18 protein-coding genes are annotated in these 20,869 nt (G+C 70.8%); 5 read left to right on the top strand and 13 right to left on the bottom strand.

Features of this window, described 5'->3' with window-relative positions:
• Positions 1–19: 19 nt before the first annotated feature.
• From ABH928_RS08690 to ABH928_RS08665, 6 genes are all read right to left on the bottom strand, one after another.
• Positions 20–838, bottom strand: coding sequence for a PE-PPE domain-containing protein (locus ABH928_RS08690; RefSeq protein WP_370063877.1), 819 nt, complete (start codon positions 836–838; stop codon positions 20–22).
• A gap of 125 nt (positions 839–963) precedes the next feature.
• Entirely contained in the window at positions 964–1,362 is a 399-nt protein-coding gene (locus ABH928_RS08685; protein WP_370063875.1) for a PPOX class F420-dependent oxidoreductase, read from the bottom strand.
• Between the two features lie 10 nt (positions 1,363–1,372).
• Entirely contained in the window at positions 1,373–2,080 is a 708-nt protein-coding gene (locus ABH928_RS08680; RefSeq protein ID WP_370063873.1) for a Clp protease N-terminal domain-containing protein, read from the bottom strand.
• 142 nt (positions 2,081–2,222) lie between these two features.
• Entirely contained in the window at positions 2,223–3,599 is a 1,377-nt protein-coding gene (locus ABH928_RS08675) for an ABC transporter permease (RefSeq protein ID WP_370063871.1), read from the bottom strand.
• The gene (locus tag ABH928_RS08670; protein ID WP_370063869.1) at positions 3,596–4,576 is read right to left on the bottom strand and encodes an ABC transporter ATP-binding protein; all 981 of its coding nucleotides are present in this window, start codon (positions 4,574–4,576) and stop codon (positions 3,596–3,598) included. Before ABH928_RS08670 ends, ABH928_RS08675 begins: the two co-directional genes overlap by 4 nt.
• 157 nt (positions 4,577–4,733) lie before the next feature.
• Entirely contained in the window at positions 4,734–7,484 is a 2,751-nt protein-coding gene (locus ABH928_RS08665; RefSeq protein ID WP_370063867.1) for a PKD domain-containing protein, read from the bottom strand.
• A gap of 274 nt (positions 7,485–7,758) precedes the next feature.
• Between ABH928_RS08665 and ABH928_RS08660 the strand changes: the two genes are divergently transcribed.
• Complete coding sequence (locus tag ABH928_RS08660; RefSeq protein ID WP_370064415.1) at positions 7,759–8,691, top strand: Gfo/Idh/MocA family protein; 933 nt, start codon at positions 7,759–7,761, stop codon at positions 8,689–8,691.
• Positions 8,692–8,700: 9 nt separating this feature from the next.
• Here the strand turns inward: ABH928_RS08660 and soxR are convergent, their stop codons facing one another.
• Positions 8,701–9,198 (bottom strand): redox-sensitive transcriptional activator SoxR, encoded by a 498-nt coding sequence (gene soxR / locus ABH928_RS08655; RefSeq protein ID WP_370063864.1) that lies wholly within the window; start codon positions 9,196–9,198, stop codon positions 8,701–8,703.
• 56 nt (positions 9,199–9,254) lie between these two features.
• Between soxR and ABH928_RS08650 the strand changes: the two genes are divergently transcribed.
• The gene (locus ABH928_RS08650) at positions 9,255–9,992 is read left to right on the top strand and encodes a transketolase (RefSeq protein ID WP_370063862.1); all 738 of its coding nucleotides are present in this window, start codon (positions 9,255–9,257) and stop codon (positions 9,990–9,992) included.
• 84 nt (positions 9,993–10,076) lie between these two features.
• Positions 10,077–10,991: a transketolase family protein gene (locus tag ABH928_RS08645; protein ID WP_370063860.1), complete on the top strand. Its 915-nt coding sequence runs from the start codon at positions 10,077–10,079 to the stop codon at positions 10,989–10,991.
• On the opposite strand, the gene ABH928_RS08640 is transcribed toward ABH928_RS08645, so the two are convergent.
• From ABH928_RS08640 to ABH928_RS08615, 6 genes are all read right to left on the bottom strand, one after another.
• Complete coding sequence (locus tag ABH928_RS08640) at positions 10,960–12,510, bottom strand: MFS transporter (RefSeq protein WP_370064413.1); 1,551 nt, start codon at positions 12,508–12,510, stop codon at positions 10,960–10,962. The two genes, ABH928_RS08645 and ABH928_RS08640, sit on opposite strands and share 32 nt — an antisense overlap.
• Before the next feature lie 130 nt (positions 12,511–12,640).
• Positions 12,641–13,186, bottom strand: a complete 546-nt coding sequence (locus tag ABH928_RS08635; RefSeq protein WP_370063858.1) for a TetR/AcrR family transcriptional regulator — start codon at positions 13,184–13,186, stop codon at positions 12,641–12,643.
• A gap of 53 nt (positions 13,187–13,239) precedes the next feature.
• A complete protein-coding gene (locus ABH928_RS08630) occupies positions 13,240–13,902 on the bottom strand; it encodes an SWIM zinc finger family protein (protein ID WP_370063856.1) in 663 nt (220 codons plus the stop codon).
• Positions 13,899–17,159 (bottom strand): DEAD/DEAH box helicase, encoded by a 3,261-nt coding sequence (locus tag ABH928_RS08625; protein WP_370063854.1) that lies wholly within the window; start codon positions 17,157–17,159, stop codon positions 13,899–13,901. The genes ABH928_RS08630 and ABH928_RS08625 overlap by 4 nt, the downstream gene beginning before the upstream one ends.
• Before the next feature lie 96 nt (positions 17,160–17,255).
• On the bottom strand, positions 17,256–17,654 hold the full coding sequence (locus tag ABH928_RS08620) for a cell division protein SepF (RefSeq protein ID WP_370063852.1): 399 nt from the start codon (positions 17,652–17,654) through the stop codon (positions 17,256–17,258).
• 488 nt (positions 17,655–18,142) lie between these two features.
• The gene (locus ABH928_RS08615; RefSeq protein ID WP_370063850.1) at positions 18,143–19,384 is read right to left on the bottom strand and encodes an MFS transporter; all 1,242 of its coding nucleotides are present in this window, start codon (positions 19,382–19,384) and stop codon (positions 18,143–18,145) included.
• Positions 19,385–19,532: 148 nt separating this feature from the next.
• On the opposite strand from ABH928_RS08615, the gene ABH928_RS08610 reads away from it, so the two are divergent.
• Positions 19,533–19,928 (top strand): molybdopterin-binding protein, encoded by a 396-nt coding sequence (locus tag ABH928_RS08610; protein WP_370064411.1) that lies wholly within the window; start codon positions 19,533–19,535, stop codon positions 19,926–19,928.
• A 93-nt stretch (positions 19,929–20,021) separates the two neighbouring features.
• Positions 20,022–20,861, top strand: a complete 840-nt coding sequence (modA, locus tag ABH928_RS08605) for a molybdate ABC transporter substrate-binding protein (RefSeq protein ID WP_370063848.1) — start codon at positions 20,022–20,024, stop codon at positions 20,859–20,861.
• The last annotated feature ends 8 nt before the right edge of the window (positions 20,862–20,869 follow it).

The raw sequence follows: 20,869 nt of genomic DNA, 5'->3' as shown, positions 1-20,869 counted from the left end.
GCCCTGAGCGTCAGCAGGCTTACGCGGGGCTTCCGTTGGGGTTCCGCCAGAAGACCCCGTCCTGGCCGTCCTGGGCGAGGGTCTGGGCCATGACGTTGCCCGCCTGCGGGTACAGCGGGTGCAGGGTGAAGTAGCCCTGCACGCTCAGGAGGTTGGCGTCGCAGATGAAGTCGCCGTGGATGCAGTACCGGGCGACCGGGATGCCGTTGAACTCCGCCGGCCCGGCGCCCGCAGAGGTGGCCACCCCGGGTATGCCCAGACCCTTGGGGATCTGGGACAGGACGCCGGTGCCCGGCTGCATCGGGTCGGCGTAGAGCATGCCGTCGACCTGCGAGAGGGGGATGCCGGTGCTCCCGCTCGCGATCGTCTGGAGCACCTGGTCCGCGATCTCGGCACCCTGGGAGTAGCCGGTGATCGTGATGCGGGCACCCGGGTTGGCGTTGTGGGCGTCCTCCGCCGCCTTCAACGCCGCCTGGTAGCCCGCCTGCTCGCTGGCGTCGTAGGTCGGCGCGGTGAGGGCGTCGGGGTTGACCTGCAGCGGGTTGAGGGAGACGAGCGGGCCGTGCGGGCCGAGGATCGGGCCGGCGGTGGCCGGGTAGCACACCTCGACCGCCTGTGAGCCGGCCGGGAGGGCGCCGTTCACGCTGTTGTAGGAGGACGTGGTGGTGGGGCACGAGGGGGTGGCGGTGGTGGCGCCGGTGCCGCCGACCTCGATGTAGACGTGCCCCGCGCTGTCCGCCTGCGCACCCGCGGGGAACGCGACGGCGGTGCCGACCGCCAGCGCCGCCGTCATCACCGCGGTGCGAACAACGCGCACCGTCCTGCTCGTTTGCGACATTGCCGGATCTCCTCATGGCCTCGTGGACGTGCCTGGCAACGAACGCAACCGACGCTAGGCGCGGTTGTTCGCATCCTGATGAAATACCGATGACTCGTGGCCACGCGAGCCCTGCTGACGCTTCGTCAGAAGGTAATCTCCAGCGCCACGATGGGATGGCGGCGCCGCCTGCCGGTCAGGGAGGAGTACACGTTGCCCAGACGGGCCATCAGGTACTTGCGGCCCAGCAGGCGGCGCACCTTCTCCGTGCCCTCGGCGTCGAGCAGCCGGCCGGTGCCCACCGCTTCCGCCGCGCCGGGGGCGATCCGGCCGCGCACGTCGCAGACGACGACCTTGACCCGGGGGTCCCGGCGCAGCCGCTTGACCTTCCACGAGGCGGCCTCGGTCCACACGTACAGCAGGTCGTCGTCCATGACGTGCCACACCGGGGTGGCCACCGGCGTGCCGTCCTTGCGGTAGGTGGTGAGGCTGACGTAGCGAGCGCGCGTCAGCGCGTCCAGGGTGCTCGGGTCGAGTGCGGTCACGTGGCTCAGGCTACTTGTTTTCGCGCGCGGCCAGCCGCGTGGCGACCTCGGTCCTGACCGCCTCCTCCAGCCCGTCCGAGGTGAAGCCGAGGCCGCGCAGGATCCGCGCGGCCGGGCTCTCCTCGGCGCGGATCAGGCCCAGCAGCATGTGCTCGGTGCCGACCCAGTCGTGGCCGAGGTCCGCCGACGCCTGGCGTGCCTGGTCGATGGCCTCCTTGCCCTCCGGCCTGAAGGGGATGTGACCTCCCCGAGGCGGCTTCTTCCCGGCGGGCGGCATCGCCGCCTCGATCGCGTCCCGGACGCCCTGCTCCGAGCCGACCTTCGCCACGAGCACGTCGTATGCCAGGCCCCGCGGTTCGCCGAGCAGGCCGAGCAGCAGGTGTTCGGTGCCGATGGCGTCGTGCCGGTGGGTGCGGGCTGCCTCCTGGGACAGCACGATGCTGTGCCGGTTCAGGTTGGTGAACCGCTCGAACGCGGCGGGTGTGTGGCGCTGCTGGGCGGCCTGCTTGGAGACGCCGATCGCGTCGCCGATCTCGCTCCAGGACGCGCCGGCCTGCCTGGCCTGGCTGACGTAGTGGTCGACGAGTTGGTCGCCGAGGTCGGACATGGTCTGGGCGCGAAGCCGTGCCTCGCTGATGCGGGTCAGTTCGTTGGCGGCGGGAAGCTCCTCGTCGAGGCGGGCGATCAGGTCGGCGAGGCTGATGTCGAGTGGGCTCATGCGTCAAGACTAAGTTGACGGTCGTCGACCGTCAAGAGGAAGTTGACGATCGCTGCGCAGTGGCTTCAGTGGCTTCAGCGGCTTGAGAGGGGCGGGAGGTGGGACGGTCCGTCCAGGACCGTCCCACCTGCGCGGCGCTGAATCAGTGGAGCAGATCGACGTTGCCGTCGAACTGCCAGAGCGGGTTCGGTACCACCTTTCCGTCAGCGACGATCAGGAAGTAGCCGTTCACCTGGACCGGGCCGTCCCCGTCGGCCTCGTACCGCCCGTTCGCGGTGACGTTGAGCTGGTAGATCGCCTGGGCGGTGACTCCGGAACCGCCGACGTTCCAGGAGACCGTGCAGCGCCAGTCGTTGCCCGGCCCCTCCTGCACGCCGAGTCCCTCGCTCTTGTCGCAGCTCGCGACGGTCTGCAATTGCGCCTCGGTGACCGGAGGTTGGCGCATCTGCTGCTGCTGGTACGGGTAGAGCTGGGAGAACACCGTGGCCACCGACTGCTGCACCTTGGCCTGGGTGATGCCGGAACCGCCCGCCCCGGTCGTCACGGCGACGACGCCGACCGTCGCGGCCAGCAGACCGGCGAGCGGGAGCGCGCCCATGGTCAGCCCCCTGCGTCCGGCGCCGTCGTTGTTGAGGTTGGTGAAGTCCCGGCGGAGGAACAGCAGGTAGGCCAGCGCCGTGGCGACGACCGCCCACACCAGGCTGACCCCGATACCGATGAACAACGGCCCGAGTTGCTGAGGATCGGTGAAAAGGCCGTTCCAGGAGATGAAGGCGTAACCGGGCAGCGCCAGGCGCACCGCGACCGGCAGCGGCAGCAACTGGGCCACCTGCATGCCGAGGGCGGCGAGCATGGGCAGGAGCAGGCCCATCGGGGATCGGCCCAGGGCGACGGACCCGAGCAGTCCGATGGCGGCGAGGGCGAGCGTCGGCGCCAGCGCGCAGACCCACGCCAGCAGGACCCTGACCGCTGCGTCCCCGCCGCTGAGCAGGTGGCCGTCCAGGCCGACCAGCGGCTGGCTCCCCTCCGCGAGGAGTCCGCCGAACATGCCGGAGAAGGCCAGGCCCGCCACGAGCAGCCCGATCACGGTGACGCTGGCGATCGCCTTGGCCGCGAAGATCCGGCGGTACGAGCGGACCGCGATGAGCAGATGGCGCCAGGTGCCCAGCCGGTCCTCGGAGGAGAACACGTCGCCCGCGACCATGGACGTGACCAGCGGCAGCGCCCACGTGCCGGCGAAGCTGAGCACCACCAACGAGCCGGCCCAGCCGGTGGCGTGCATCCACCGGCCGAACAGGGTGTCCGACGGCAGCGTGCTCTGCTGGTCGATCGCGAAGTCCAGCAGGCCAGGACCGAGCCAGCACAGCCCGACCAGCAGGCGCACCCGCCAGGTGGAGAACTGTTTGACCAACTCGAAGCGGAGGATGCGCGTTACGGGTACCGGGCGTGTGCCCGCTGTCCCGGCGCCAGGCCCGGTTCCGGCCTGCTCGGCCGGGGCATGGGTGACGGCCGCGGTCATCGGTCGGCCTCCTGGTCGCTGAGGGCGAGCTGATCCGTCAGGGCAAGCTGATCCGTCAGGGCAAGAAAGGCCGCTTCCAGCGGCGAGACGACGGGTGCCAACTCACGTAGCGCGATGTCCTCGCCCACCATCCGGGCCACGAGTTCGTCGAGAGCCGCCACCCGTGCGCGCACGACGATCACGTCGGTGTCCGGTCGTGCCGGGGCGTCGTGGCCTTCGACGAGGCTCACGCCGGGTGTTGCGACCGCGACCGCGCGAGCGGCGGACGGATCCGAAGCACGCAGCCGGTAGTCGAGTTCGCGGTTGTCGTCGGAGAGCTTCGACACCGGGCCGGAGAAGACCACGCGCCCGGTGGCCAGGATGGTGACCTCGGAGCACAGCGCCTCCAGGTCGTCCATCCGATGGCTGGACATGACGACCGTGACGCCTTCGGCGGCCAGCCGGCTGAGCACGGCGTGCACGTGCTTCTTGCCGACCGGGTCCAGGCCGTTGGACGGCTCGTCGAGTACCAGCAGCCGCGGCTTGGTCAGCAGCGCCGCAGCCAGCCCCAGCCGTTGGCGCATGCCCAGGGAGAAACCGCGGACCTTCTCGTCGGCGGCGTCGGTGAGCCCGACCTGTTCCAGAGACTCCTCGACACCCGCGGTAGGCGCGTCGTCGGGGCGCAGTGCGACGAGCGTCGCAAGGTTCTGCCGCGCGGTGAGAGTGGGGTAGAGGCCGGGGCCGTCGACGAATCCGGAGACACCGTCGGGCGCGGCCAGTTGGCGTCCCACCGGAGCGCCGAGGACCTCCAGAGTTCCTTCGTCGGCGACGGCGAGGCCCAGTAGCAGGCCGAGAAGGGTGGTCTTGCCGGCACCGTTCGGGCCGACCAGGCCGTGGATCTGACCCCGCGTCATGCTCACATCGACATGGTCGAGCGCGACGACATCACCGAAGACCTTGGTGATGCCGCGGCCCCTCACCGCGACGGGAGTATCCATTCGTCCATCCATCCCTCAGCCGCCGCGCAGCTGATGTCAGAGCCCAGCTGATGTCCGAGCCCAGCTGATGTCCGAGCCCAGGTGATTTCGAAGAGCCGGGTGGCGCACCGCAGTGCACCACCCGGCGGGTTGCGCGGTCAGATCCGACCTGTCGAGCTCAGCTGACGTTCAGCGCGGTGTCGTCGAGCACGAACGAGGTCTGGTACTCGGAGTCCTCGGAGCCGGTGAACTTCAGCGTCACCTGCTGGCCGGCGTACGAGCCGAGGTTGAAGGTGTGCTGTGCGTATCCGGTGTTGTGGCTGAGGTTGGAGTAGGTGGCCAAGGTGCCCAGGACGGTGCCGGAGCTGTTCAGCACCTGCACCTTGAGGGTGTCGTAGGCCGTGGTCGTCGAGGTCTCGGCCGTGTCGGTATGCAGCCAGAAGCTGAAGTTGTAGGTGCTGCAGCCGCTGGGCAGGGTGACGGTCTGGGCCACGGTGTCGGTGGTGGTCTTGCCCCAGCCGTCGAGCCACGCGTCGTAGGTGCCGCTGTGCGGCGGTTCGATGCTGTTGTTGTTGATCACCTCGGCGGGGCTGTGCGTCGAGGTCACCGTCCACGGAGCGGCGTTGGAGCTGCCGTTCTCGAAGCCGGGGTTGCCGAGCAGTTGCGCGGCCTTGCAGCCGGTGCTCCCGGTGGGGGTGGCGGACGCCTCGTTGCTCTGTGCCCCCTCGCCCACGCCGTTCACCGCGGTGACCCGGTAGTAGTAGGTCTGACCGGCTGTCAGTCCGGTATCGGTGCACGAGGTCACCGCGCCCAGGCCGCTGCAGCCGCCGCTGCTCAGCAGCGACTCGGTACCGCTGGAGGTGCCGCGGTAGACCTTGTACGAGGTGATGTTCTCGCCGCCGGTGTTGGACGGCGGTGTCCAGCTCAGCGCGACCTGCCCGGTTCCGGCGGTCCCGGTCAGACCGGTGGGCGCGCCCGGTGCCGTTGCCGCGATCGGGTCGGCGGTGACGGTCACCGTCGAGGACGCGGTGTTGGCCGGGGAGGCGCTGTCGGTGACGGTCAGCGTCGCGGTGTAGGTGCCCGCGGTGCTGTAGCTGTGACTCGGGTTCTGGGTCGTGCTGGTGGCTGAGCCGTCGCCGAAGTTCCAGCTGTAGGTGTACCCCGGCGTGCCGCCGGTGCCGGTGCCAGTGAAGGCGACGTTCAGTGGCACCTGACCGGAGGTCGGGGTGGCCGAGGCGGTGGCGGCCAGCGGGTTGCCGACGGCGTTGACCGTGGTCGTCACCTGCGACGTCGCGGTGTTGGCCGGGGAGGCGCTGTCGGTGACGGTCAGCGTCGCGGTGTAGGTGCCCGCCGCGCTGTAGGTGTGACTCGGGTTCTGCGTGGTGCTGGTGGACCCGTCGCCGAAGTTCCAGCTGTACGTGTACGGGGCCGTGCCGCCGGTGGCCGAGCCGGTGAAGTTCTCCGTCAGCGGCGCGTTGCCGGTGGTCGGGGACCCCGTGGCGCTCGCTGACAGGGGGGTCGCGCCCTGGACCCAGAAGTCCTCGAGCGGGTCGCCGAGCGCCGCCTGGTCCGCGGTCGTCATCGGGAAGGTGGACGCGCCCAGGCTGTCGCTCGGGTTGATGACGCCGGAGTGCACGTTCTCCATCGTGCGTTCCATCGCCGCCAGCACGTTGGCCGTGGTGTACGCCACGTGCGAGACGTAGTGCTGCTTGACGTACGCCGGGTTCCCGATGACGAGCAGCGGCACGCGGTAGGTGTTGCTGACGTGGTCCGCGCCGTTGTTGCCGTTCTGGGTGTCGTCCTCGGTGACGACGATCAGGGTGTTGTTCTTGTACGTCGGGTTGCTCATGATCGACGTGACGATGTTGTTCGTCGCGGTGTCGTTGCCAGGGATGTCCTGGTAGCTACCGGGGTGGTCGTTGAACAGCTCGACGTAGTTGTACGCCGGCATCCCGTACTGGTTGACGAAGTTCAGGTAGTCGCTGGATACCGTGCTGTCGGGGATGCTCTGGTTCTGGCAGGTGTACTCGGTGGTGTGCAGCTCTTCCGGGATGGAGGTGCCCGGACGGTTCGGCGGCAGGACCTCGACCTTGCCGTCGCCCGGGTTCTTCCAGTAGCCGCTGCCGCTGTTGAGCATCCAGTAGATGTCGCCGTTCATGATGAACGTGTACGGGCTGGTGCCGCTGCTGGTGCCGGACGGAGGAGTACAGGCGTTGGTGCCCTCGTCGGTGGGACCGGCGTCGCTCTGCAGGAAGCGGTCGAACTCCGTGCCGGTCGACGGGTACGACTGCTGCTGGTTGCTGGACGAGGACTGCCCCGAGAACAGGAACCAGTGGTTGGGGCCGGACGGCGGCTGGACGCCGGTGCTGTACGAGTCGGACAGCGCGTAGTTCTTGGCCAGCGCGTGCAGGTCCGGGACGGAGCTGATGTGGTTGGTGCTCTCCACCTGGCCGTTGCAGCCGGCGGCGATCGTGGTCGCGCAGTCTCCCAGGTAGTCGTCGAAGGTGTGGTTCTCCCGATAAATGATCACGAAGTGCTGGAACGGCGGGAAGTACGGCGCCAGCGGGTTGACCGCCGCGGCGGGTTTCCCCACGATCGTCTTCTGGGTGCCGACCTTCTGCTCGACGGTCTTGTCGGTGATCTTGAAGTTCTTCGGCTGCGGGAACTTCGCGAACTCCACGCCCGGCGCGGCGAACACCGCGCCGGAGCAGTCGACATCGTCCGGCTTGTACGTCATCGGACGCTTGCCGATGGGCAGGTTCGCGGCGTTCGCCGGGGTCGTCGCCGGGTTGAACCCTCTGAGCGTGCACGAGCCGACACCGGTCGTGGGACGCCCTCCGGCCCCCGCGGCCGTGGCCAGCGAGGCCCCGCCCAGTGCGACTACGGCGACTAAGGCCACACTCGCCGATCTTTTCTTCCACTTCTTCATTGATACACCCCTCCGCACGTTGACCGTGCATGGCCACTTGACCACCGTCCGTATGGTCATGGCGGAACGGACGCCGGGCAAGTAGATGCGCGTAGAATTTTGTGGGAACCGGGGTTTTTCGTCCGGCGTTCGTCCCTTGTTGTCGGAAGGTTCGACGGGTTTTGGATCTTTGATCCGGCGTAAGTATTCAGAAGCAGGCGCATAGGGTGGGCAGTTCGTGATCGCCGGCAGACCTGGAGTGCTGATGCTTGATTCCTTCGCGTTCGACGAGCTGATCCCGGTGGGTGTGGTAGGTCTCGGCGACATCGCGCAGAAGGCATACCTGCCGGTGCTGGGTGCGCTGCCGGGGCTGGATCTGCGACTGATGACGCGGGACCGGGCGAAGGTGGAGCGGCTGGGGGATGCTCACCGTGTCGCGAGCGAGCACCGGTTCACCGACCTGGGCGAGTTGATCGACAGCGGCATCAGGGCGGCGTTCGTGCACGCGTCCACGGATCAGCATGTGCCGATCGTGGAGCGGCTGTTGGAAGCCGACATCGACGTGTACGTGGACAAGCCGCTGGACTACACGGTGGAAGGCGCCCGCTGTCTGGTCGAACTGGCGGAGCGTCAGGGACGCTCACTGATGGTGGGGTTCAATCGCCGGTACGCCCCCGGCTATGTCCGGGCGAAGGAGGGGCCGCGGGACCTGATCGTGCTGCAGAAGAACCGGGTGGGGCTCGCGGAGGGGGCGCGCACGCTGGTCTTCGACGATTTCGTGCACGTGGTCGACACCTTGCGGTTCCTGGTGCCCGGCGAGATCGAGCACGTGGACGTGCGGGCCCGGCGTCGGGACGGACTGGTGGAGCACCTGGTGCTGACGCTGGGCGGGGACGGTTTCACCGCGCTGGGGATCATGAACCGGGTCAGTGGTTCGACGGAGGAGGTGCTGGAGACCTCCGGAGGCGATGCCAAGTGCGCGGTCGTCAACCTCGCCGAGGTGATCGACCACGACGGTGGTCGGAATGGTGGGGGTCGGAACGGTGGCGGCCAGACCGTCATCCGTCGCGGTGACTGGGTTCCCGTCGCCCGGCAGCGTGGCATCGAGCAGGCGGTCCTCGCCTTCCTCGACGCCGTTCGCTCGGGCAAGGTCGTCGACGGGCGCGACGCGCTGCGCACGCACGAGTTGTGCGAGGAGATCGTGCGCCGGATCGAGGGCACGCGCTGACGGCGTGACCTACGGGCGGCGGAAGGCTCCCTCCTTCGTCGGGGGCTCGTCGCCGAGGAGGTAGCGGGCGCCGGTGCCCAGGTCGGCGGCCGAGTCGTCGGGGTTGTAGAGGCCGCACTTCTTGAGCGACAGGCAGCCGCAGCCGATGCAGCCGCTCAACTTGCGCCGCAGCAGCTCCAGTTCGGCGATCTGGGCGTCAATCCTGCGCTGCCAGGTGCGGGCCACGGGAGCCCAGTCGGCGGCCTTGGGCGCGTGGTTCTCCGGCAGGCGGGCGAGCGCCTCGCGCGCCTCGTCCAGCGACAGGCCGACCCGCTGCGCCGCCCGGACGAAGGCGAGTCGGCGCAGCATCGCACGGTGGTAGCGGCGTTGACCGCCGGCCGTGCGCTCGGAGCTGATCAGCTCGAGCTGCTCGTAGTAGCGCAGCGCCGAGGTCGCCAGGCCGCTGCGCGCGGCCAGCTCGCCGATGGTCAGCTCGCCGCCGGGCAGTCGTTCGCCGGTGCTGGTCACTCTGTCGCCTCCCGCTGGCTTGACTTCAAGTCCACTTGAAGTTGCAGCCTAGTCGCATGACGCTGACCACGGAGAATCCCGCTCGCGATCTGAACGAACTGAACGAACTGAACGAACCGCGCGAACTGCGCGACCTGCACCACCTGATGTCCCGGATGACCGGGGCCGAGAAGCACGGCCCGGCCGCGAGCTCCACGCTGGACGCCCTCTGGGTGCTCTACGACCGAGTGCTGCGGGTGGCCCCCGAGACGGCCACGGACCAGGGCCGGGACCGGTTCCTGCTCTCCAAGGGCCATGGCCCGATGGCCTACTACGCCGTACTCGCCGCCAAGGGGTTCCTCGACCCGGCGGTGCTCGACACCTTCGGACAGTACGACTCCCCGCTCGGCCACCACCCGGACCGGACCCTGGTCCCCGGCGTGGAGATCGGCAGCGGCTCGCTCGGCCACGGGCTGCCCCTGGGCGTGGGGACCGCGCTCGGACTGCGGGCGCAGGGACTGCTGGACCCGGCGGTCTGGGTGTTGATCGGCGACGCCGAACTGGACGAGGGCAGCAACCACGAGGCGATCTCCTACGCGGGAGCAGCGGGGCTGGACCGGCTGCACACCGTGGTGATCGACAACCAGTCCGCCACGCACGGCTGGTACGGCGGCATCGCCTCCCACTTCGCCACTGCCGGTTGGTCCACCGCGACCGTCGACGGCCGTGACCACGACGCGCTCCACGCGGCGTTCACCGCGCCGCACCCCGGCCGCCCGCACGCCGTCGTCGCGGTCGTCGAGCCGAAGAACTGACCCTCCACAACATGTACGCGTCCAAACCTGTACGCGTCCAATCTGCACGCGTCCGAATCTGTACGCGTTCGAAGGAGTCCTGCCATGATGCGTGACCGCTTCATCTCCACCGCCAGTGCCCTGCTCGACGAGGACCCGAGGGTCGCCGTCGTCCTCGCGGACATCTCCGCCGCCAGCTTCGACGACGCCGCCGCGGCCCATCCGGACCGGGTGATCAACGTCGGGATCAGGGAGCAGCTCCTGGTCTCGGTCACGGGCGGACTGGCGCTGACCGGGATGCGGCCGATCGCGCACACCTTCGGCAGCTTCCTGGTCGAGCGCCCCTTCGAGCAGGTCAAGTTGGACCTCGGGCACCAGGGCGTCGGCGCGGTCCTGGTCAGCGCGCTGGGCTCGTACGACTGGCCCGCCGGCGGGCGGACGCACATGTCGCCGGGGGACGTCGCGCTGCTCGACACGCTGCCGGGCTGGACCGTTCACGTCCCCGGGCACCCGGACGAGGCCGAGGCGCTGCTGCGCGACGCGGCAGCCGGGGACGGGCTGGTCTACGTGCGGCTCTCCGCGCAGAGCAACGCCGTCGCCCGCCAGGTCGTCCCGGGACGGTTCCTGACCGTCCGTCAGGGGGCGCCGGGCGGGGACGGTCCGGTGGTGGTGGCCGTCGGCCCGGTCCTGGACGACGTGCTGGAGGCGACGGAGGGGCTGGACGTCACGGTCCTCTACGCCACCACCGTCCGCCCGTTCGACGCTGTCGCGCTGCGCGCGGCGCTGGCCGGTCGCGGCAGCGCGGACGTCGTGGTGGTCGAGCCGTACCTCGCCGGGACCTCGGTCCCGTTCGTCACCGAGGCGCTCGACGACCGGGCGCACCGGGTGCTCGGCCTCGGTGTCTCCCGCGAGGAACTGCGGCACTACGGGACCATGGCGGAGCACATCGCCGCGCACGGTCTGGACGCCCGCGCGCTGCGGCGGCGGATCACCGACTGGGCGCCCGAGTCGCTCCGGTAGTCCGGTTGGGGTGGCGACGCGGCCGCAGCAGCGCCCAGACCAGCACGGCCGCCGCCACCAGCAGGCCCCCGGAGAGGAACGCGGCCACGCTCATGCCGTGGACGAAGGCGTTGCGGGCCGTGTCGAGGAGCAAGTCCCCAGCCCTGCCCGGCAGTTGGTGGGCGGCCTGGACGGCTCCGCCCAGCGAGTTGCGTGCGGCGGCCTCGGTGCCGGCCGGGAGCGCGGCGGGCAGGACCAGGCCGGATCGGTAGACGGCGGTCAACACCGTGCCCACCAGGGCGATGCCGAGCGCCGTGCCCAGCTCGTAGGCGGTCTCGGAGACGGCACTGGCCGCGCCCGCCTTCTCGGCCGGGGACGACTCCAGCACCATCGTGGTCGACAGCGCGTAGACGACGCCCTCGACCAGGCCGACGGCCGCGAACGCGGTCCCGATCAGCAGGTACGAGGTGGACGCGTCGAGCAGGCCGAGCGCGCCGAGGCCGAGACCCATCGCCAGCAGGCCCGCCGCCAGTGCGCGGCGGTAGCCGAGGCGGGTGGCCAGCGAGGTGGCGACCAGCGCGCCGACGGTGGAACCGGCGAACGCCGGCATGTCGGCCAGTCCGGCCTGAAGCGGCGACCAGCCACGGACCAGCTGGAAGTACTGCGAGAGGAAGAACACCACGCCGGACAGCCCGATCAGGGCGATCAACGCGGCCAGCACCGCGGCGGTGAACCGGCGTTCGGCGAAGAGCCGGACGTCCAGCAGCGGGACCGGCAGTCGGAGCTGACGACGCCAGAAGGTGACCAGGCAGCTCACACCGAGCACGGCGGCCACCCAGACGTCCCAGCGGCCCAGGCCGGCCGACGCGCCGTCGACCGCGGCCTCCTTGACCGCGTAGACCGCGCCGATGATGCCGACCAGTGACAGCACCACGCTGGCCATGTCCCAGGTGCCCGGCTTCGGGTCGCGCGACTCGGGCAGCAGCCTGTGGCCGAGCACGAGCAGCACCAGCACCAGCGGAATGTTGATCAGGAAGACCGAGCCCCACCAGAAGTGCTCCAGCAGCACGCCGCCGAGGAGCGGACCGGCGGCGGCACCGGCGGTCGCCGCGGCACCCCAGATGCCGATGGCGCGGGCGCGCTCCTTGTCGTCCGGGAAGAGGGCGCGGAGCAGCGAGAGCGTGGAGGGCATGATGGTCGCCCCGGCGACGCCGAGCAGGGCGCGGGCGGCGATCAGCCAGGCGGGGCTCGGCGCGTAGGCGGCGAGCAGCGAGGCCAGGCCGAAGGCGGCGGAGCCGTACAGCAGCAGTCGCTTGCGGCCGATGCGGTCGCTCAGCGAGCCCATACTGACCAGCAGTCCGGCGATGACGAAGGAGTAGCTGTCGCCGATCCAGAGCAGCTGCGGGGCGGAGGGGTTCAGGCTCTCGCTGATGAAGGGCAGGGCCAGCACCAGCACGGTGGCGTCGACGGCCACCAGCAGGACGGCGAGCACGAGCACGCCGAGAGCGATCCAGCGCCGACGCGGGGCGCTGGACTGCATATATCGGTAGGCGGAGGTGGTCTGCGGAACGGTCAGATCCGTGGGCATCTGGGTGTCCTTGGTGAACTCGGGTGTGCGTGGGGCTTGGTGTTGGGGCTTGGTACTTGGAGCAGGGTGTCGTGGTGAGCGGTCAGGCTCGTCGCTCCGCGCCGCCGAGGAAGAGCTCGGTCAGTGCGCGGACGCTGTCCCTGGGGGCCAGGCGGCCGTCCTCGACGGCCCAGCCGATGCCCGCCAGCAGGTCGAAGAACGCCTCGCTGAGCCAGGCGGCGGGGAGTTCGACCCGGAAGGCCCCGGACTGCTGGCCGCGCAGGAAGAGCGCGGCCACGCGGGCGTCCATCCGGTCCCAGGCGTCGGTGATCTCGGTGTCGTCGAAGAGTCGGCTCTCGCCGGAGAGGAAGGCGGTGAGCTGGGCGACCGGGATCAGCGCCGTCGTGAGTCGGCGGACGGCCTCGACCGGGTCGCCCTCGTCGATGGCCGCCTCGTCGAGCGCGGCGTCCATCCGGACCAGGGCGTACGCGCCGATCTCGCGGATCAGCGCGTCTCGGCCCGGGAAGAGCCGGTGCAGCGTCGCCCGGCTGATCCCGGCGGCGCGCGCGATCTCGTCCATCGCGGCGCTCGGCTGCCGGGAGAGCAGCGCGACGGCGGCGAGGAGGACGGAGTCGCGATCGGTGGCCACGAAGAGAGGATAGCTCATTTGAGACACGAATGTCTCAGATGAGCCGCACATGATTATTCCAGATCTCGCTCGGTGAGTGCCTGGTAGAGCGGACGCAGGGTCCGGGCCAGGGCGGGCGGCAGCCGGTCCAGTGGAGGATCGGCGGGTTGCGGGGTCGGCTTCGGGTAGGGCCGGGGCTCGGCCCAGAAGGTGGCGGGGGAGAGCGGTTCGGGGCCGACGCGGCGCGGTTCGCGGTGCAGCCGGGCCGTAAGGCGGGCGCGGTCCCGGCCGCGCCAGCGCAGCAGCAGGAACGGGTCGTGGTCGAAGGCCAGCGCGATCGCGCCCAGCAGCGCCGCCTGGTGACGGCAGGGTCCGACGTCGTAACCGCAGGAGCAGTCCAGGGTCAGCTCGGTGGCCTGCGCGGGGAGCAGCGGCAGGCCGACCCGGGCCAGCAGCGCGTCGACGTCGGGCGGGACCTCGCCTGCCAGCAGTCGGTCGCGGACCGGGAGCAGCGCCGTCCCGGCCTGCTCCCACTGCTGGGCGTCGAAGACGAGCAGGTCCGCCCAGACCTCTACACCACCCACCCGGGCCCGCGCCGCGCCCGGCGCGACGGAGACGTCCCGCACCTGCTTCGAGCCGCCCGCCTCGCGCATCTGGTCCGCGAGCAGGCCGACGCCCAGCGACTCGATCCGCGCCAGGAACCGCTCGGACCAGCTGGTCCACACGTTCTCGCTCACAGCTCGCTCACCGCCTCCTCGGCCAGGGTCAGCACCTCGCGCAGGGCGTCCGGGGCGAGGTGTGTCAGGACGTCCAGGGCGTTGCCGCCCGGGTCGGCCGCGCCGATCACCGCGTCGGCCAACGCGCGTTTGGCGGTGAGCAGTTCGTCGACACGCTCCTCGACCGTGCCGACGCAGACCAGCCGCCGGACCTGGACGTCACGGCGCTGCCCGATCCGGTAGGCGCGGTCGGTCGCCTGATCCTCGACGGCCGGGTTCCACCAGCGGTCGACATGGACGACCTGGTTGGCGGCGGTCAGGTTGAGCCCGGTACCGCCCGCCTTGAGCGAGAGCAGGAAGACCGACGGCCGGTCGTCCTCCTGGAACGCGTCGACCAGTTCGCGACGGGCGCGCTCGGGGACGCCGCCGTGCAGGAACCGCACCTCGCAGTCGAGGCGGCGGCGCAGATAGGGCTGGAGCAGCGTGCCGAAGCGGGCGAACTGGGTGAAGCACAGAGTGCTGTCGCCCTCGGCCAGCGCCTCCTCCAGGATCTCCTCCAGCCGGGCCAGTTTGCCGGAGCGCCCGGCCAGCCGGACCGCGCCGCGCTTCCCCCCGACCTGCCTGCCCTCGCCGCTGAACTGGGCGGGATGGTTGCAGATCTGCTTGAGCCGGGTGAGTGTCGCCAGCACGATGCCGCGGCGCTCCAGGTCGCGGCCGTAGCCGAGCGACTTGATGCGCTGGAGCAGTTGGGTCACCGTGGCGCGGTAGAGGGCGGCCTGTTCCGCCGTCAGATTGCAGAGGACGGTCATCTCCTGCTTGCGCGGCAGTTCGGCGGCGATGACCGGGTCGGTCTTGAGGCGGCGCAGCACGAAGGGCGCGGTCCGCTGCCGCAGCAGCGCGGTGGCGCGGACGCTGGCGTTGCGCTCGATCGCCACCGAGTAGCGCTCCTTGAACCGTTCGGCCGTCCCGAAGAGACCGGGGTTGGCGAAGTCCAGCACCGAGTGGAGCTCGGCGAGACGGTTCTCGACCGGCGTGCCGGTCAGCGCGATCCGGTGTGCGGCCGGCAGGGCGCGGATCGCGCGGGACTGGAGGGTGGCCGCGTTCTTGATGGCCTGTGCCTCGTCGGCCACGATCCGGTGCCAGCGGACGGTGTGCAGCGCCTCGAAGTCGCGGGCGGCCAGGCCGTAGGTGGTGATCACCACATCCGCCGCCAGCGCGGCCTCCCGCACCTGCGCCGCGCCGCCGCGTCGCGCGCCGTGGTGCACGTGGACACGGAGCGCGGGGGCGAACTTGGCGCACTCGCGCTCCCAGTTGCCGACCAGGGACATGGGGCAGACGACGAGGGTGGGCGCGGCGGGCTTGGCGGTGCTTCCGGCGGTTCCGGTGCCTCCGGCAGTCCCGGCGTACTCGGCGGCGAGCAGGGCGAGGGTCTGCACGGTCTTGCCGAGGCCCATGTCGTCGGCGAGGACCGCGCCGAGGCCGAGGTGGGCGAGCGAAGCCAACCAGGCGACGCCGTCGCGCTGGTAGGGACGCAGCTCGGCACGGAAGTCGGCGGGGACGCGCACGTCCGGCTGCTCCTGCGGCAGTTCGGCACTGCCGCCCAGCCGGGCGACCAGCTCGCGCAGGCGTCCCTCGACCCGGACGTCGTGGGTGACGTCGAGCACCGGCAGCCCGATCGGCTCGCGGGCGTCGAGCACCAGCGCGAGCACCTCGGACACGGCCATCTTCCCCTCGCCCGCGCGGTCGAGGAAGGCGATGGCGGCGTTCAGGCGGCTCGGGTCCGCCTCCAGCCAGCGGCCGCGGATCCGGACCAGGGTGTCCTTGGCGCCCGCGAGCCGGGTCAACTCCTCGGCGGTGAGCGGCTCCCCGCCCAGTGCGAGCCGCCAGTGGAAGGCGAGCATCTCGTCCCGTCCGACAGGACTCTCCCGCTCGACCACCCCGGCCTGGGCGGGGTGCGCGGTCAGCAGCATGCCGAGCTCGGGTGGCTCGCGCCACCACGAGGGGAGCAGCACCAGGAATCCCGCGTCGCCCAGGGCGGGCGCGGCTTCGCGCAGGAAGGTCAGCGCGTCCGCACGGTCCAGCCAGCAGCCCTGGGCGCGGTCCTGCTCGGAGAGTTGGGCCAACAGCGGATGGATGCGGGCGGCGCGGGAGAGTTCGAGCGCGAAGGCGGACTCCGGCGCGGGGATGCTCTCCGCCAGCACCTGGGCGGCCGGGCCACCGGCCCACAGTTCGGCGGCGGTGAGGAGTTGGGCGGGTTCGTCGGCCGGCGCCATCACCAGGTCGAGCCACCACCGGTCATCGGGGCCGGAGCCGGAGTCGGAGTCGGAGCCGTCGTCTTCGCTGCTCTCCGCGGCGCCGCCCTGCGGCTCGACCAGGCGGAAGCCGAGACGGAGCGGCCCGGCAGCGGGAGCGGGACGCAGCATGTCGGCGAGCGCCTGCCACCGCGCCGCGTCGCCCGCGTTGTCGCTGCCCGCGTTGTCGCTGCCCTCGGGCAGCGCGCCGTCGTCCGAGGCGAGGGCGACGGCCAACGGATCCGTCGACGCGAGCCGGGCGTCGGCGAGGACCGCGCGGGCCTCGCGGTCGACCAGGACACCGAGCAACTCCTCCGCCAGGCCCGCGGCTCCGCGACGGTGGCCCTCCTCGGCGCGGCAGGCGGCGGGACAGGCGGCGGCGAGGGCGGCGAGTTCGCCGGCGTCTGCCGCCGTCGGGGCCGGGGCCCAGACGGCCTGATGGGGCGTCAGCTCCGCGCGGACATCAATGCGGGGCAGGACCCGGCCGCGGCCCACCAGTCGCCAGGCCAGATCGTGGACGGCCGTCAGCCAGCGCAGGGACGCGCCGTAGCCGACCTCGACCGGACCGCGTCCGGGAATGTCGGGGTGGAGGGCCTGCCGCTCCGGATCGTGCAGCGCGCCGAGCAGCTGCGCCGCCTCGTCGGCGTCGAAGAGAAGCGAGGGGACCTGCCAGGGGGCCAGCAGCGGACCTGCTGCGGCGGGCGCCCGGGAGGGTCCCGGAAAGGCGATCTCGGGAGAGGGGAGCGGCGTGCCCTCCGACGTCGGGAGGAGCAGTCGGGTGTCGTCCTCGTCGGCGCGTCCGGCCAGCCATTCCAGGCCGGGGCCGACCGCCCCGAGCAGGTCCCGCAGCGCCTCGGGGGAGGAGGCGAACGGGTGGATGCCCTCAGGCCGGGCGTCGGCTCCCGTCGGGGTTCCCGAAACCGCGGCGTCCTCCGCCCAGAGGGCGAGCCGACGGTCGGCCCGCCACAGGCCGTGCAGTGCCAACATCCCAGAAACCCCGCTCCCACAAGAAACCGGCAGCCGCGACGGGGGCACGGCTGCCGGTGGCGGGCTTGCCTGTCGGATCCGGACAGGCTGCCCTGATCAGCTCTGGTTGTAGAACCCCGAGTCGTCCGAGGCGTTGTCGATGACCATGACTTCGATCTCCGGCGGCGCGAGCAGGAAGACCCGGCGCGCGATCCGCTCCATGGTGCCACGAGTACCGAACACCAGGCCGGAGGCGAAGTCGATCAGACGCTTGGCGTCAGGGTCGGCCATCTGGCTGAGGTCCATGATGACCGGCGTGCCGACGCGGACGTGCTCGCCGATCTCGCGCGCCGACTCGAAGCCGGTGGGCTTGACCTGGGTGATCCGCGGCGAAGGCTGCGGCGCGGGGTCGAGCTCCGGGGAGTCCCAGGGCTCCTCGTAGTCCGGGACCGCCACCGGGTACCTCCCCGAAGGCGCCAGCCACCCGCGGTAGTCGTCACGCAGTGCTGCTCCCATGCCCAACCTCCCCATCCGTCCTGCTACCCCGTGAGATGCGTGTACCCGCGTGATCTGTGTCTCTAGGCACACGCCCGTGCTGTGTCGTACTTTCCCTGGTGCTGTCCGAGTATCGCATTGATCACCGACAAGACACCCGTCCGGACGCGTCGCCGCGCCGTACGTGTCAATCGTTCTGACGATTCGTTCGGACGAAATCCTGAATCACTTGGTTCCATTCGAACGATTGTGCGAATTTCTACTCACTGGAACTGCTGACATCCCGAACGGGCCGGTTTCACCCGATCCAGTGCGGGCATGCTGGCTACTCTGTGCCTGGTGACGCGTCGGTGATGCGTCCGATGACGTTCCCCGTGACGATCCCGACGACCCGTCAGATGCCGTCGGCGGCCGTCGGTTGTCGCGCCGTGCGCCCATGATTGCGGGTCCGCGCTAATGCGGCCATCGGATTAGCAGAAGGAAACCAGAATCGGCATATTCGGAATCGTTCACATTTTCGATTGGCATGTCTCGGCAATACTCGCGCGGCGCCCTCGGGGTCCTGACGCGCGGGGTCCTTGGGCGAGGATGCCCGCGCCCGCGACCAGACCCACCGTCAGAAGCGTGACGACGGCGAAGGATCCGCGCAGCGAGGTGGCCTGGGCGATGGCGCCGACCGTGGCGGGCGCGATCAGGCCGGAGGTGTAGGTGACGGTGGCGACGCCCGCGATCGCCCGGCTGGGGTTGTCGCCGCTGTGCCCGGCCGCCGCGAAGCAGAGCGGAACGACGACCGCGATGCCGATCCCCAGCAGCGCGAACCCGGAGATCGCCGCGAAGGGAGCCGCAGCCGTCACCACCAGCACGCCGCCGGCGACCGCGATCGCGCCGCCGCCGCGCACCGTCCGCGTCGGGCCGAACCGGCGCACCAGCATGTCGCCCGCGAGCCGGGAGCCGGCCATGGTGCAGGCGAACGCCGTGTAGCTGGCTGCCGCGACGGCGGGCGAGGCGCCCGCGACCGTGCGGAGGTAGACGCCGCTCCAGTCGCCGGACGCACCCTCGGCGAAGACCGCGCAGAAGCCGACCATCCCGATCAGCAGCGCCGAGCGCGGCGGCAGGGTGAACCTGGGCGGCGCCTCCTCCTTCGGCTCGGGGCGGATGTCCGCCAGGCCGCGGCAGGCCGCGAAGGAGAGCAGCACCAGCACGGCGGCCACCGCCGCCAGATGCACGGGCGCGGCCACGGACGCCGCTGCGGCGGCCACGCCGACGGCCGAGCCGAGCAGACCGCCGATGCTCCACATGCCGTGAAGCCCGGACATGATGGAGTGCCCGACCCGTGCCCCCACCTCCACGCCCTGGGCGTTCATGGCCACGTCCGCCACGCCTGCCGCCGCGCCGTAGCAGAGCAGCGCGAGGGCGAGCAGCGGCAGGTCGGGCGCGAGCGCGGGCAGGGCGAGCGCCGCGCTCCACAGCACGATCAGCAGCCGGATCCCGGCTCGGTGGCCCCGTGCGTGCAGCAGCCGGCTCGCCAGCGGCATGGCGGCGAACGAGCCGATGGCAGGCGCGACCAGGGCCAGTCCGAGCTGACCCGCACTCAGATGCAGATGGTCCTTGATCCAGGGGATGCGGGTGGCGAAGCTCCCGGTCACCGCGCCGTGGATGACGAAGACGGCGGAGACGGAGCGTCGGGCTGAAAGGACGCGTCGGGTTGCTGGGCTGCGTCGGGCTGCCGGAGTGGGGGAAAGCTCGGCCACGCCGACAACCTAGCGGCGGACTCGGTTCGGGCACAGCCCCATCCGGCAGCTGGACACCTGCACATGCGAGGTGGCTTGGGCGGTGTCAGTCGCTTGTGCCATGCTACGAGTGACGGAGAGCTGGCAATTGCGACAGGATGATCGTCACGTGAACAGCTATCGGATCGGCGAGGCCGCCGCTCTGCTCGGAGTCAGCGCAGACACCATGAGGCGCTGGGTTGACGCGGGCCGCGTGAGCGCCGAACGGGACGACAACGGTCATCGCATCGTCCCTGGTCGCGAGCTCGCCGCCTTCGCCAGGGAGCTTGCCAGGCCGGAGACGGCGGCGGCAGAGGGGCTTCCCTCCTCCGCTCGCAACCGTTTCCGGGGCATCGTCACCGAGGTGATCCTCGGGGATGTGGCCGCGCAGGTGGAGATCCAGGCCGGGCCGTTCCGGGTGGTGTCGCTGATCAGCCGCGAATCCGCGGAGGAGCTGCGGCTGGAGCCCGGGGTCCCGGCCGTTGCTGTGATCAAGTCGACAAATGTCGTGGTCGAGAGGGCCTGACGGCAACCGCTGCCGTTGTTGACGAACTGCCGTTTTTTGACGAACTGCTCTGCCTGACGAAACCGTGGGGGTTTCCTGATGTCCCGTCTGCACGTGTCCCGTTCCCGCATGTCCGGCGTGCGCCGCGTCGCGGCCGCCTCGACAGTCGCGCTCGCCCTGGTGGGCCTGGCGGCCTGTAGCTCCTCCTCGTCCTCGTCCTCTGCGGGCTCGTCCTCCTCGGCCTCGGCAGGCGCGTCCGCGTCGAGCAGCGCGGCCGTGACGGGGAAGATCACCGTCTTCGCCGCCGCCTCGCTCAAGGACACCTTCACCACGCTGGCCAAGGAGTTCGAGGCGGCCCACCCGGGCACCTCGGTCACTTTCAGCTTCGGCGGCAGCGACACACTGGCCGCTTCCATCGTCAACGGCGCCCCGGCGGACGTCTTCGCCTCGGCCAGCACCACGACCATGCAGACGGTCACCGCCAAGGGTGATAACGCCGGTGCCCCGGTCGACTTCGCCAAGAACGAACTGGAGATCGCGGTCGCCCCGGGCAACCCGAAGCAGATCACCTCGCTCGCCCAGCTGGCCGACCCGAAGTACAAGGTCGCCCTCTGCGCCAAGACCGTCCCCTGCGGCGCGGCTGCCGTCAAGGCGCTGGCCGCTGCCGACATCAAGCTGACCCCGGTCACCCTGGAGCAGGACGTCACCTCCGCGCTGACCAAGGTCGAGCTCGGTGAGGTCGACGCCGCGCTGGTCTACCAGACGGACGTCAAGGGCGCCGACAAGAAGGTCACCGGGGTCAACTTCCCCCAGGCCGCCAAGGCGATCACCACCTACCCGGTCGTCGCGCTCAAGGGCAGCAGCAACTCGGCCACCGCGCAGGCCTTTGCCGCGTTCGTCGCCTCGGCGCAGGGTGAGCAGGTGCTGCAGGCCGCGGGCTTCCAGGCGCCGTGACCAGCGAG

Origin of the sequence: Streptacidiphilus sp. MAP5-3, assembly GCF_041262505.1 — a bacterium.
GTDB lineage: Bacteria > Actinomycetota > Actinomycetes > Streptomycetales > Streptomycetaceae > Streptacidiphilus.
The sequence above is the reverse complement of the archived record's forward strand: the minus strand, read 5'-3'. Positions and strand labels throughout refer to the sequence as shown.